At 38.8% G+C, this 13,787-nt stretch carries 9 protein-coding genes and 1 riboswitch; of the genes, 8 read left to right on the top strand and 1 reads right to left on the bottom strand.

Features of this window, described 5'->3' with window-relative positions:
• Positions 1-119 precede the first annotated feature (119 nt).
• The 3 genes from VAHSUH02_RS05715 to VAHSUH02_RS05705 are packed head-to-tail and all read left to right on the top strand — an operon-like array spanning position 120 to position 6,858.
• A complete protein-coding gene (locus tag VAHSUH02_RS05715) occupies positions 120-2,135 on the top strand; it encodes a ComEC/Rec2 family competence protein (protein ID WP_005383374.1) in 2,016 nt (671 codons plus the stop codon).
• A 14-nt stretch (positions 2,136-2,149) separates the two neighbouring features.
• Entirely contained in the window at positions 2,150-3,130 is a 981-nt protein-coding gene (holA, locus tag VAHSUH02_RS05710; protein ID WP_038148782.1) for a DNA polymerase III subunit delta, read from the top strand.
• A 2-nt stretch (positions 3,131-3,132) separates the two neighbouring features.
• Positions 3,133-6,858 carry a PolC-type DNA polymerase III gene (locus VAHSUH02_RS05705; RefSeq protein ID WP_005383372.1) on the top strand — a complete coding sequence of 1,242 codons (3,726 nt, stop codon included), beginning with the start codon at positions 3,133-3,135 and terminating at the stop codon, positions 6,856-6,858.
• Positions 6,859-6,932: 74 nt separating this feature from the next.
• On the opposite strand, the gene poxB is transcribed toward VAHSUH02_RS05705, so the two are convergent.
• On the bottom strand, positions 6,933-8,678 hold the full coding sequence (poxB, locus tag VAHSUH02_RS05700; protein WP_005383371.1) for a ubiquinone-dependent pyruvate dehydrogenase: 1,746 nt from the start codon (positions 8,676-8,678) through the stop codon (positions 6,933-6,935).
• Between the two features lie 247 nt (positions 8,679-8,925).
• Positions 8,926-9,041: riboswitch (FMN riboswitch) on the top strand.
• A gap of 73 nt (positions 9,042-9,114) precedes the next feature.
• On the opposite strand from poxB, the gene ribD reads away from it, so the two are divergent.
• From ribD to hslO, 5 genes are all read left to right on the top strand, one after another.
• The gene (gene ribD / locus VAHSUH02_RS05695) at positions 9,115-10,335 is read left to right on the top strand and encodes a bifunctional diaminohydroxyphosphoribosylaminopyrimidine deaminase/5-amino-6-(5-phosphoribosylamino)uracil reductase RibD (protein ID WP_005383370.1); all 1,221 of its coding nucleotides are present in this window, start codon (positions 9,115-9,117) and stop codon (positions 10,333-10,335) included.
• A complete protein-coding gene (locus tag VAHSUH02_RS05690) occupies positions 10,316-10,972 on the top strand; it encodes a riboflavin synthase (protein WP_005383369.1) in 657 nt (218 codons plus the stop codon). The genes ribD and VAHSUH02_RS05690 overlap by 20 nt, the downstream gene beginning before the upstream one ends.
• A 17-nt stretch (positions 10,973-10,989) precedes the next feature.
• Positions 10,990-12,192: a bifunctional 3,4-dihydroxy-2-butanone-4-phosphate synthase/GTP cyclohydrolase II gene (locus VAHSUH02_RS05685; protein ID WP_005383368.1), complete on the top strand. Its 1,203-nt coding sequence runs from the start codon at positions 10,990-10,992 to the stop codon at positions 12,190-12,192.
• Positions 12,193-12,245: 53 nt separating this feature from the next.
• A complete protein-coding gene (ribH, locus tag VAHSUH02_RS05680) occupies positions 12,246-12,707 on the top strand; it encodes a 6,7-dimethyl-8-ribityllumazine synthase (RefSeq protein ID WP_005377561.1) in 462 nt (153 codons plus the stop codon).
• A 195-nt stretch (positions 12,708-12,902) separates the two neighbouring features.
• A complete protein-coding gene (gene hslO, locus VAHSUH02_RS05675) occupies positions 12,903-13,781 on the top strand; it encodes an Hsp33 family molecular chaperone HslO (protein ID WP_005383367.1) in 879 nt (292 codons plus the stop codon).
• The last annotated feature ends 6 nt before the right edge of the window (positions 13,782-13,787 follow it).

Below are 13,787 nucleotides of genomic sequence, written 5' to 3'. Positions count from 1 at the left end.
CACTGAATATGCTAATCACCTATTCGGAGATAGCCCATTATATTCTAAGTGGTATCATACTAGGCATTTTATGTGCCTATAGCTCGCATTATGTATTGCTCGATACGAGTTGGTATTGTATGTTTGGTGCTGCTGGCTATCTACTATATACATTGGGTAAAGCTGTGGTTCGCTATAGGTTACAATCGTCTTTGTCAATTAAATATATAGTTGTAACCTGCATCGTCTCATGTGCATTAGGTGGCATATCATTTTTACATGTAAACCATCAAATTAATCAGTATGTAGGGCACACTAAATTCTTTTTATCACAAGAAGGCGAATATGCACTACTCATTGATTCTCCGGTAGATTTAAAAGTGATTGATGGGAAAGAATATAGATCATTTAGTGCTATATTGTTAGGGTTAGTGCCACACAAGGATACGGCAAAAGGCGTGCATATTAAGGCCGATGGGCATATTAGAGTAACAATACAAGAAAATTCTACACATCTTCATATGGGGGATTCGATTATCGTTCATGGTACGCCTAGATCTCTCTATTTGACAGAAGAGAGAGGCACTATTGATAAGCGAAATAAGGCAATTCGTAATGAAGATATGGGTGCCATGTTTGATGGTACCTATAAGGTGGTGGATTTACATGCTCTAAAACAGTATAAGATAGATTCTTATATCGGTTATTATCAACGGTGTCTTCACATAATTGATTCGATGCGTAGTGCTGTTGAAGAATTGATGGAGCAATATCTATCAGATACAACCAAATGGCTTGGAATTTCATTAGTTCTAGGAGGCCATTATGGAGAATTAGGTCAAGATGTGCTACGTCAATTTGGCTACACTGGTATCATTCATATTTTATCTATATCGGGTTCCCATATTGCACTGTTATTTTCTATCGTATATGGCCTATGCAGAGTATGTCGTATCAGGAAACGTTATGCTATGATGGGTGGTATTATACTATCTATCTTTTATTGTATAGTAGTTGGTTTCAGTGCACCTGTTGTGCGTTCCACCATAATGGGGATTTGGCTTGCTTTAGCCTATGTAAAGGGCCGTATGTATACGGCGAAGCAAGGATTAGCAGTGACGGCTATACTATTTTTACTATATGATCCGTTACTTATATTAGACGTGAGCTTTCAACTATCCTTTGGAGCTACCTATGGGCTCTTATTATTTGGCATGCCATTATATCGATGGATCACAGTATTGCCACCGATTGTGAAAGCTCCACTAGTACTCTGCATCAGTGCACAACTTTTATTGATACCGTTCCAGCTCTATTACTTTCACTATTTGAGTTTAGCAAGTCTTTTTGCAGCTATTATTATTACACCTTTACTTGATATAGCTATTGTTATGTTATTTGGTTGTACCATAATATCCTTACTTATACCAATAGGTATGGTTTGGAACGTAATCGACTGGATATTAACTATCTGTTTATATGTAAATGCGCATCTCGCTAACAGTTCTATATGTCTATGGTGGATAGGTACCATTTCTGCCACATTAGGGGTGTTATACTATGGATGTGTGGGATTACTATATATTAACCTAGTCTCATTAAAGCTTAAATTTAGAACTTTCACAAAAGGAATTGTACTTATGGGAATTGGCATAATTGCTATAGCTTATAGTGGCATCTTATATAGGAATGAAACGATTTTGCATATTATACCTATGAAACAGTCAAATGCATTCCTCATTGTTAAGCCTTATGAAAAAATAGCTATGGTATATATTGATACACCTGATGCTATTCCTATGAAAGCTAGTGAAATTCGCGTAAGAAATGGACTCCAAAGTTTTGGTATTCCATTAAAAAATGCTCATGTTCAACGATTTCAATCGACGGGCAAAAATACTGTTTTATACAAAAATGATTTAACGTCTGTGATGGTCTATAATAGACAAAATGGTGAAAAAAAACTACAATTAAATGATATGAGGAACACTATTTTGATTACCTCTCAGTCGTATATGGTGAATCAAATTGTAGCATTACATACGAATCGTCCTGTACTTGTTAGCATGCCTCGAGGAGCGATGCGAGACATTGATCCCGATGCAGAACATGTTCATTTATGGGGCTATCAATATATTCCGGACTATCGATTATGAAAGGAGGACTGGCGATGCATCAAGTATACCTAATTTATGGTAATGAACCACAACTCATAGAAGAAGAGAAACAAAAGTTTTTCTTATCTCATAAAAATCTAGATGTGCGCGTATTGCATGATGAAGCAGGTCCTTCTAAAATATCAGAACAATTGATGGAGGATTCTTTATTTGGCGATGCTAAGGTATTTTGTCTTATCAATCTACCTATCTTGAAAAAAGCAGGCCAAAAAGAGAGTCAAGAATGGGATGCACTGGCCGAGTTACTGATGAATTATACCGGTGATAATCCAGTACTTATTATCTATCACGATATGGTGGATAAACGATTAAAACAAAATAAAAAGATATTAGAATCTATTCCTAATAAGGAATGTAAGCGATTAGAGGGTGACGATTTATTGATGTGGATTCGTCAGTATTGCACCTCTAATGGATATACGCTAACGTCTGATGGGCACGATTATCTATCTCATCTATTGGAGTTATGGCAAGATGTGCCGGTTGCGTTTATGCGTACCGAGTTTGATCGATATTTTCTGTTATTAGGTAATCATAAGAAAATAGATAAATCCTTTTTAATGGAACATAGCAGTAATTATGGAGCTAAAAATATCTTTACCTTTAAAGAAGCTTTATTAAAACAAGATGTGAATACCTTGTTAGAATTATTTCCGTTTATGTTTAGCTATAAAGAAATCGACCATGCTATGGGCTATATCGAAGGACAGTTGCGGCTCCAATTATTGGTAAGCGAATGTCGTGCTGCAGGTATGACAGCTAAACAGGTAGAAAATTTTTGTAAAGAAAATGGGGCCTCTTATAAGCCGTACCCTATAAAACTGGCCTATGAAGCAAGTTCTCGTATTTCTATAAAGGCTTTAAAAGCACTCTTAAAAGGATTATATGAGGTTATATTAGATAGTCGCACAAGCAAAGGGGATATGTGGCGATTTAGGGATTTATGTTTGACCTATTGTGGGTATAAGGGATAAAAATGAAAGTACGTTATCGAGTAGTACCAAAACAGAATAGTAAACCTGCTTTCTATGTGAATTGTGATGATAAACAGGTAACCATACAAGCAGCAGATTCAGCGTTTAAAACATTAGTGTCATTACAAGAACGATTAGCTGCTTGGTACAAAGAAAAAAATATTTCCTTTGATACAATTCCTACCAATGCAACTACATCTTGCTGCTTTGCATGGAAGGTAGATGACGATGATGAAGAATTTGCACCGTACTACTATGCCGGTGGTTGTGGTGTAGGTGAATTTATTGAAGACGTTGAAGCGTATCGACAAAAATTAGAAGAAGAAAACATGCCAGAGAGAGGAAAGTCCTTTGCTGGCAATAACGATGATGAAATTGATTATGCAGATGAGTTTGTGCCATTTATGGATGCAGTGGAATTGGACTATTTTAATCCAGACCCCACATCGTATGAATCTGTAACTACAAGAAATCCATCTGTATCTAGTAGCTCGTCAACTACATCTTCAGTTAATAATGGACATCAACACAAAGGTGGTAAGAAATATCCACAACGCGCGCCTAAGGATGCACCAACTGATGAGGGTATGATTTTAGGTCCACGCATTGAGGGCATGACCTCCAGTATCATGGGCACTGTAGAAACACCAAGTGTTATTTTTGAAGGTGTGTTCGTTGGCCTTGATAAACGCGATACTAGGACTGGTAAAAGTATCGTAAATGGCAGTATCGTAGATGATACGAACAGTATGAAGTTTATCAAGTTTACGAATAGTCCAGAAGAAGGGGATGCCTTATTAAAGCAATTAAAGAAATTGCAAAAGGTGCGTGTTCAAGGTAGTGTCAACTTTGATGATCGATTTGATAAGGACTATATTTTATCTATACGTAGTATCGAAGCTATCGAAGAAGACAATACAAATGAACGGACAGAAGACAGACCAGATTCTCGTGTTGAGCTTCATCTCCATACTAAGATGAGTGATAAAGATGCACTCGTATCGATTAAGGATTTATTTAAAACTGTTAAAAAATGGGGCCATCCTGCGGTCGCTATTACGGACCATGGTGTTGTACAAGCCTTTCCTGAAGCACAAGCACTTGGTAAAGAACTTGGTGTTAAGGTTATTTATGGCGTTGAAGGATATCTCGTTGATGATGCGGATTTAGAAAAGGAATTATCCTTAGACGTTGTAAAACGAAAAGATGAAGCGCCTCGATATCATATTATTTTGTTAGCTCAAAACATGGTGGGCTTACGTAATCTGTATAAAATGATTTCTATATCCCATTTGGAATACTATAAACGGAGACCTCGTTTGCCTCGTTCTATCATTGAAGAGCATCGTGAAGGTATTCTTATAGGGTCTGCCTGTGAAGCAGGTGAATTGATGCAGGCTATTGTTAAAGGTTCCTCCAAAGAAGAGCTATTAACGATTGCTTCATTCTATGATTACCTTGAAATTCAACCACATACCAATAATACATTCTTAATTCGCAAGGGTATCGTGCCAGATGAACAAGCTCTGATCGATATGAATAAGACGGTTATTGAATTGGGCGAAGCCCTCAATAAACGCGTATGTGCTACCTGTGACGTTCATTATTTAACGCCAGAAGAAAAGATATATCGTGAGATTATGTTAACCGCTTGTGGGTTCCCTGATGCGGATGAACAACCGGATTTACATTTGCGTACTACTGATGAAATGTTAGCTTCATTCCCATATTTGAGTGAAGAAAAGGCCTATGAGGTTGTTGTTGCGAATACACGAGCCATCAACGATAGTATTGAAGACATTAAACCAGTGCCAGATGGCACATATTCACCTAAAATCGAAGGGGCCGATGAAGCTTTCACAGAAATGTGTTATGTAAATGCGAAGAAGATTTATGGTGATCCATTGCCTCGTGTTGTACAAGAACGCCTAGATTATGAGCTCGACTGTATCATCAGCAATGGTTATGGCGTGCTTTACTATATCGCTCATAAGCTGGTAAAAAAATCGCTAGATGATGGCTATCTCGTAGGTTCTCGTGGTTCTGTAGGTTCGTCCTTTGCAGCGACCATGTCGGAGATTACAGAGGTTAATCCATTGCCACCGCATTATATTTGCCCTGAATGTAAGTGGTCGGAATTTTATGAAAATGGTGAATACGCCGGTGGATTCGATTTACCGCGTCGTGACTGTCCTAATTGCGGTCATCCATTACAAACGAATGGCCATGACATTCCGTTTGCTATCTTCCTTGGTTTCGAAGGCGATAAGGTTCCAGATATCGATTTGAATTTCTCTGGTGACTACCAAGCGAAGGCTCATAAGTACACAGAAGAATTGTTCGGTCGTGACAATGTATTTAAGGCTGGTACGATAGGTACCATTGCAGATAAGACTGCATTTGGGTATGTAAAGAAATATGCAGAGCTAAGAAATATTCAGGCTCGCAGTGGATTCCTTGAGCACCTCGCAAAAGGTTTTACAAATGTAAAAAATACAACAGGCCAACATCCGGGTGGCATCATGGTATGTCCTCGTGATATGGATGTGCACCATTTTACGCCGATTCAGCATCCGGCCAATAAAAAAGAGAGTGGCGTATTAACGACTCACTTTGATTATCACTCTATTGAAGGGCGTATGACAAAACTCGATATTCTGGGCCATGATGATCCGACGATTATTCGTATGCTGGAGGATTTGACCGGTATTGATGCGAAGACGATTCCTTTTGATGATCCGAGAACGCTAAGCCTATTCTCATCAACAGAGGGTATCGGATTGACGCCTGAACAATTGCAAGGGGACCAAGTAGCGAGCCTTGCCGTACCGGAATGTGGTACGAAATTTGTACGGGGCATGCTAGAAGATTCACGGCCGCAAACCTTCTCTGACCTTGTTCGTATTTCTGGTTTCTCCCACGGTACGAATGTATGGCTCGATAATGCACAGGAACTCATTAAAAATGGTACTTGTAAATTGAATGAAGCTATTTCTACTCGTGATGACGTAATGAACTTTTTGATTCATCGTGGCATGAATAAGAAAAACAGTTTCTTCGTCATGGAAAATGTTCGTAAAGGGAAGGGCATTGAAAAGAGAAATAAACAAGGCCAAGCGACTACGGAGTTTGAAAAAGAAATGCGAGAAAATAATATTCCTGAATGGTTTATTGAGTCTTGTAAAAAGATTTCCTATCTATTCCCTCGTGCCCATGCCGTTGCTTACGTTATGATGGCATTCCGTATTGCGTGGTTTAAGGTATACCATCCGTTAGCATTTTATGCTGCCTATTTCTCCATTCGTGCAAAAGCCTTTGATTTACGGATCATGACAGGTGATTTGAATACACAATTGAAAGAATTTAATCGTATCAAAGCGCTCGACCGTGGTGCCAGTCCTAAGGAAAAGGATTTGATGTCCGCCTTGGAGGTATCCATGGAAATGTATCAACGGGGGTATCGATTTATCAACGTAGATATTCAACATTCCGGTGCTCGCCGATTTAGCATTAAGGACGGCGCACTATTACCACCATTCTTAGCTATCGATTCACTTGGTGAAACCGTTGCCGATGCAATTGTAGAAGAACGGGAAACAAAACCGTTTACATCGTTAAAAGACTTGCAACGTCGTTGTAAGGTATCTGCTACCATCATTGAAACAATGAAAGAACTTAAATGCTGTGGAGATTTGCCAGAAGACGAACAAATGTCGCTGTTTGGCTAATAAATTTAAAAGGTGTCATCCTTTGATGACACCTTTTTTTTGAAAGTTTTGCAGTTTAATTATTTTGGCAGATTTTAGTATAAGGATTTATATTTCATCCAGTTAGTTTTAGCCATTTCTTTAAGTTCTGTACCACGTCCATCAAGGATGGCGTTGATCAAGTATTTACTAAAGCCTTTTGCTTGTTGATATGCAATTTTTGGAGGCATAGCAAGTTCTTGTTTATCAACACGGACATTGATAATAACAGGACCTTCATTATAGTTCAAGGCTTCCTTGATTTTTTCATCTACTTCGCTAGAGTTGGTAATGCTAATACCTTTGATGCCAGCTGCCTCGGCAAGTTTACCAAAGTCAGGATTTACAAAGTCTGTAGCATAATCTAGGTAACCAGATGCTTTCATTTCCATGGCGATAAAGCTAAGTTCTTCATTGTTAAATACGAATACTTTCACAGGAAGATTTAATTGTTTTAATGACAACATTTCGCCCATCATCATTGTGAAACCGCCGTCTCCAGAAAGGGAGATAACTTGGCGATTTGGACATGCATTTTGAGCGCCTATTGCGTGCATCATTGCATTGGCCATGGAACCGTGGTTGTAGGAGCCAATGATACGACGTTTGCCATTCGTTTTAATATGGCGTGCAGTCCAGATAACAGGGGTGCCCACATCAAATGTAAAGATGGCATCATCAGCAGCCAATTTATTGAGACGATTTACGAAATATTGAGGGTGAATTGCTACACCATCTTGTTCTGCAACAGCATAGCTGTCCAAATCATTGCGGAATTTAGTGTATGCTTTACGAACGGTATCGATGAATTCTGTATCATCGCGTTGTGTAAGATGAGGAAGTAGTTCGTGTAAGGTATCTTTTACAGAACCAATGATACCTTGTGTTAATGGAACGCGTGCACCAAGAGCGGATGGATTAATGTCTACTTGAATTACCTTAGCATTTTCAGGATAGAATGGACGATAAGGGAAATCGGTACCTAGCATGATTAGTGTATCGCATTGCTCAATAGCACGGTAACCGGATGTATAACCAAGCAAACCTGTCATTCCCACATCATAAGGATTATCCCACTCAACCCATTCTTTGCCTCTGAAAGCATGTACAACAGGGGCTTGTAATTTAGTAGCAAGTTCAACCACTTCGTCATGAGCACCGGCACAACCAGCACCACAGAAAAGTGTAATGCGTTTGCCATTGTTTATATGTTGGACCATTTCAAGAATATCCTCTGATTGAGGAATTACGCGTGGCAATTTAGGCGCATGCCATGTAGGTAATTCATCAATTTCTATTTCCATAACGGCCACATCACCAGGTAGAACGATTACGGCTACATCGCGATTACCAACTGCGGCATTCATGGCGCGGAATAGGATTTCAGGCATTTGCTTTGGATTAGAAACGAGTTCACAGAAACAAGAGCACTCTTTAAATAAATTTTCTGGATGTGTTTCTTGGAAATAGTTGAGACCGACTTCGGATTGTGGAATATGAGAGGCAATAGCGAGCACTGGTACACGATTGCGATGACAATCAAATAGACCATTGATCAAATGGAGATTACCAGGGCCAGAGCTACCAGCACATACGGTTAATTTACCTGTTAATAGAGCCTCTGCACCAGCAGCGAAGGCTGCAGATTCTTCGTGGCGCACATGTTCAAATTGAATTTTCCCATTACGACGTAAACTATCGTTTACCGAGTTTAAACTATCCCCAGTAATACCATAAATTCTTTCAATACCTGCGTTAGCTAATACCTCTATGAGTACATCTGATATACGTTTTTTTGCCATATTATCACCTCTATATGATAATTAATGTTATTTAAAAAAATAATTCATTGTATACTATAAATAGTAGTACCTTATGATTGCATATTATGTGACTTTTATCACAATGGATTGTATACATCACAAAATTAGTTCAATTTCTAAAAGTGCTATATAATTGAGATGGATATTAATAAGTTTTCTCATATACAAATGTATAATCTTGCGAAAGTATCATAAAAGTGGTACTATAAACATATAAATGAATATGATAAGTCTTTGGGGATAGGTGAAATTCCTTACCGGCGGTTATAGTCCGCGAGCTATATGGCATGAATCGGTGCAATTCCGATACCGACAGTAGAGTCTGGATGAGAAAAGACAATAGCACATATATTTTGTATGTGTATATATGATGACCCAAGGACTATGTATATAGTCCTTTTTTTATTGAGGTATTATGATGAACGACGAATTATATATGAAGCGTGCCATTTCTCTAGCGAAAATGGCAACTGGACATACATCGCCCAATCCTTTGGTTGGTGCCGTCGTAGTAAAAAATAATACAATAGTTGGCGAAGGGTATCACCATAAGGCTGGTGAGGCCCATGCGGAAGTGCATGCGTTAGATGCGGCGGGAGACAATGCTAGGGGGGCTACCTTATATGTAACTCTTGAGCCTTGTGCTCATTATGGTAAGACCCCGCCATGTGCAAAGCGTGTCGTTGAATCTGGTATTGCTCGCGTTGTGATTGGTAGTACCGATCCAAATCCACTAGTGGCTGGTAAGGGCATTCAAATTCTTACTGAGGCAGGTATAGAGGTAACTACAGATGTATGTGTGGATGAATGTATTCAGTTGAATGAACATTTCTTTACATTTATTCAAACACATAAACCGTTTGTAACCATAAAAAGTGCTATGTCCCTAGATGGTAAAATTGCTACTTTCACAGGTCAATCTCAATGGATTACGAATGAAAGTTCCCGTAAGGACGGACATATATTGCGAGCGTCTCATGATGCGATGCTTGTTGGTATTGGTACCATCTTGGCTGATGATCCATTGCTTAATTGTAGGCTCACTAGAGATGAATTATATGAAGCACTTATCGACAGACACGATGTCTCCATAGATAATACATTAGAGGTGCATCAGCCAGATATTATTATTCTGGATAGTCAGGGGCGTACGCCAACGGATGCAAAGGTATTTACGATACCAAATCGTAAGGTTATCATTTATGTAGCGAAAGGTTGTCCAGAGCAGCGTAGAATTGCTTTGGCTAATGTTGGAGCGATTGTAGAAGAACTCCCAACAAAATCGGTGCGTCAAGGTCGTACCACCGATGTAGCTATAGATATTAAGAAGATAGATATTCAAGCGTGTTTGGAACATCTTGGGGAACAAGAATACACATCAGTGCTTGTTGAAGGTGGTTCCACCATTATCAGTTCCTTTGTTGAATCGTTGGCCTTTGATAAAATTGTTACCTATATAGGCAATCTTGTCATAGGAGGAGCGAATAGTACAGCTGCTGTAGGTGGTACCGGTTTTGCTACATTACATGAGGCGCCTACACTCGAATTTGCTAGTTCGCGAATACTAGATAATAATATTCGTATTGAATCCTATCGTTTAGGAAGGGAGGGCTCCTATGTTTACAGGCATCGTTGAAGAAGTTGGCAAAATAGTAAACGTTAAAAAGGGTGCCCAATCCTTATTATTGACAATCGGTGGCAATACGATTTTTGACGATTTAAAAATTGGCGATTCAGTAGCGGTTAATGGCGTTTGTTTAACTGCCACATCTATTGGAAATCACCAATTTACAGCAGATGTTATGCCAGAGTCAATAAGTATGACGACATTTACCAATTTAAAGGTAAATCAACCCGTTAATCTCGAACGCGCTATGGCTGCTAATGGAAGGTTTGGAGGTCATATTGTAGCTGGTCATGTAGATGGTACAGGTCGCATCGTCAATATGAAACGAACAGATAATGCCATTGTTTTCACTATTTCTGCTCCAAAATCGATTATGGATTACGTCATTTATAAAGGATCTATTACAATCGATGGCATTAGCTTAACGATTATGGAGAGAACTGAATCGACCTTTTCCGTATCTATCATTCCACATACATTAAGCGAAACTGTGCTCGGACATGCGTCGATTGGTACAGAGGTAAATTTAGAAACAGATATTACAGGCCGTTATATTCGTCATTTTATGACATTAGATGCGCCTACACATACAAGTAAGTCTCAAAAATCCATGGAATCTCTATTAGTAGAGAACGGATTTATGTAAAAGGAGGAGTTGTCTCCATGAATTATACATTGAATACAATTGAAGAAGTTCTTCAAGATATGAAAGTTGGTAAACCTGTTATTATCGTTGATGATGAAAGTCGCGAAAATGAAGGGGATTTAATTATCGCTGCCGAGTTTGCTACTCAAGAAAACATTAATTTCTTTGTTAAATATGCACGTGGTATCGTGTGCACTCCAATGAGACGAGAAGCTTTAGAACGTCTCGGCATTCCTGTAATGGTTACGAAGAATACGGATAACCATGAAACAGCGTTTACTGTTACCGTAGACCATGTAGATACTACAACAGGTGTATCCCCAGCAGAACGGGCCTATACGATTCAAAAATTATTAGATACAACTGCAAAACCTGCTGATTTCCGTAGACCTGGACACGTATTCCCATTGGTATATAAAGAAGGTGGCGTTCTCGTACGTCAAGGTCATACTGAAGCATCTGTTGACCTTTGTCGTCTTGCCGGTTTACAAGAGGCTGCTGTTATCTGTGAAATCACTAAAGATGATGGCGATATGGCACGTTTACCGGATCTAATCGAATTTGCTAAGGAACATGATTTGAAAATTGCGTCCGTAGCAGAACTCATCGAATACCGCAAACAACATGAAGATATGATCGGATTAGGCGCTTGTTCCAAATTACCAACAAAATTTGGCGATTTCAATATCTTCGTATTTAAAAATGATTTAGATCATAAAGAGCATCTTGCAATCGTTAAGGGCGATGTACAAGATTGTGAAGATGTACTTGTACGTATTCACTCCGAATGTTTAACAGGGGATGTATTTGGTTCTAAACGTTGCGATTGTGGTGAACAATTAGAAAATGCATTACGGTCCATCGAAAAAGAGGGCAAAGGCGTTGTCGTGTATATGCGTCAAGAAGGTCGTGGTATTGGCTTAACCAATAAAATTAAAGCCTATGCATTACAAGAACAAGGCCTTGATACAGTAGAAGCGAATGAACAATTAGGTTTCCCTGCAGATATGCGCGAATATTCATTAGCAGCTCAAATTATTCGATTCTTAGGTATTAAGAGTATCCGTTTATTGACGAATAACCCTGAAAAGCGCCATGGATTAGAACATTGGGGCGTTGATGTACACAAACGTGTACCTCTCATTATTCCTGCCAACAAATTTAATGCAGGCTATTTAAAAACAAAAGAAGAAAAAATGGGTCATATGTTAGAGGACTAATTTTTCTCTACTAACTTAGATATGTAAACTAATCATTCATAGGAGGCTATAACATGATGGTTCAAGAAGGTAATTTGGTTGGTACTGGTAAAAAATTTGCTATTATCGGTTCTCGTTTTAATGAGTTCATTACATCTAAATTAATTGGTGGCGCAGAAGATTGTTTATTGCGTCATGATGTTAAACAAGAAGATATTACAGTCATTTGGGTTCCTGGTGCTTATGAAATTCCTTTGATTGCAAAAAAAGCAGCTTTATCTGGTCGTTATGATGCTGTTATTTGTGTAGGTGCAGTTATTCGTGGTGCTACTACACATTATGACTATGTTTGTAATGAAGTGGCAAAAGGTATTGCTCACGTTTCTTTAGAAACCGGTATCCCTGTTATGTTCGGTGTAGTAACAACTGAAAATATTGAACAAGCTATCGAACGTGCTGGTACAAAAGCGGGTAATAAAGGTTACGATTGCGCTATGGGGGCTATTGAAATGGTTAATCTTATCGATCAAATCTAAATTAACCTTTGAAAACACTCGGTATCATATGATACTGAGTGTTTTTTATATCGAAAATATGTTCTTTTACTAGAAAAGATACTTAAGCAAACATATGTTCTTGCATAATGGAAAATATAAATATATCATGCTATACTATATAGGCACTAAAGAGTGTAATACATAATAATTTGATTATATATAAGGAATGATTGAATGGATTATATAAAACGTTTTACTACCCGTGAAGGGGTTCGTATGTCAATAGCCGTTACAACGGATACGGTAGAGACCGCGCGCGTACGTCATGATTTATGGCCAGTCGCAACAGCTGCTCTAGGACGTGCCATGACGGGTGCTCTATTACTGGCGGGTGATTTTAAAAATCACGAGAATGTAAGTCTTCGCATTAAAGGTGATGGCCCACTCGGTGTTGTACATGTCGATGCATTTTCTGATAATACTGTTCGCGGTTATGTAGATGAGCCACATGTGGATGTGCCATTAAAACGTGCTGGAAAACTCGATGTGGGTGCTGCAGTCGGCCACCATGGAGAAGTACAAGTTACAAGATTCACTAAATTGGCTCAAGATTATACATCTACTAGCCCTATTCAAAGCGGTGAAGTAGCAGAGGACTTGGCGTATTACCTTTATACATCTGAACAGGTGCCATCTACGATTAGCTTAGGCGTTCTCGTAGACCCAGATTATCATACCATTGTAGCTGGTGGTTTTATCGTACAAGCTTTACCTGATGCTACTGATGCTGCATTGGCTATGGTAGAAAAGAATATCAATGAATTAGGACCTGTTACAGAATATTTAAAAGAACATCCTGATGGCAAAGGCCTTGTTGAGAAAGTGCTAGACGGCCTTACTGTTAATGAAGTCTATAACGAACCAGTATCTTTTAAATGTCGTTGTAGTCGTGATCGATTCGCTGGCGTTCTTATGACATTGCGTGAAGATGATAAGAAATCCCTTTTAGAAGACGAAATAACAGAGCTAGTTTGTCATTACTGTAATGAAAAGTATCATTTCTCTAGAAAAGAACTAGAAGATATGTTTACACTTAAGGGACCAATTCAATAATAGAAC

Source organism: Veillonella atypica KON, assembly GCF_002959915.1.
Lineage (GTDB): Bacteria > Bacillota > Negativicutes > Veillonellales > Veillonellaceae > Veillonella > Veillonella atypica.
The sequence above is the reverse complement of the archived record's forward strand: the minus strand, read 5'-3'. Positions and strand labels throughout refer to the sequence as shown.

What these genes read in the sequence shown, in the direction of transcription:
- VAHSUH02_RS05705 (WP_005383372.1), top strand. Translation starts at nt 3,133, where the DNA reads ATGAAAGTACGTTATCGAGTAGTACCAAAACAGAATAGTAAACCTGCT.
- VAHSUH02_RS05690 (WP_005383369.1), top strand. Translation starts at nt 10,316, where the DNA reads ATGTTTACAGGCATCGTTGAAGAAGTTGGCAAAATAGTAAACGTTAAA.
- holA (WP_038148782.1), top strand. Translation starts at nt 2,150, where the DNA reads ATGCATCAAGTATACCTAATTTATGGTAATGAACCACAACTCATAGAA.
- hslO (WP_005383367.1), top strand. Translation starts at nt 12,903, where the DNA reads ATGGATTATATAAAACGTTTTACTACCCGTGAAGGGGTTCGTATGTCA.
- ribH (WP_005377561.1), top strand. Translation starts at nt 12,246, where the DNA reads ATGATGGTTCAAGAAGGTAATTTGGTTGGTACTGGTAAAAAATTTGCT.
- VAHSUH02_RS05715 (WP_005383374.1), top strand. Translation starts at nt 120, where the DNA reads ATGTTTGGTGCTGCTGGCTATCTACTATATACATTGGGTAAAGCTGTG.
- VAHSUH02_RS05685 (WP_005383368.1), top strand. Translation starts at nt 10,990, where the DNA reads ATGAATTATACATTGAATACAATTGAAGAAGTTCTTCAAGATATGAAA.
- poxB (WP_005383371.1), bottom strand. Translation starts at nt 8,678, where the DNA reads ATGGCAAAAAAACGTATATCAGATGTACTCATAGAGGTATTAGCTAAC.
- ribD (WP_005383370.1), top strand. Translation starts at nt 9,115, where the DNA reads ATGATGAACGACGAATTATATATGAAGCGTGCCATTTCTCTAGCGAAA.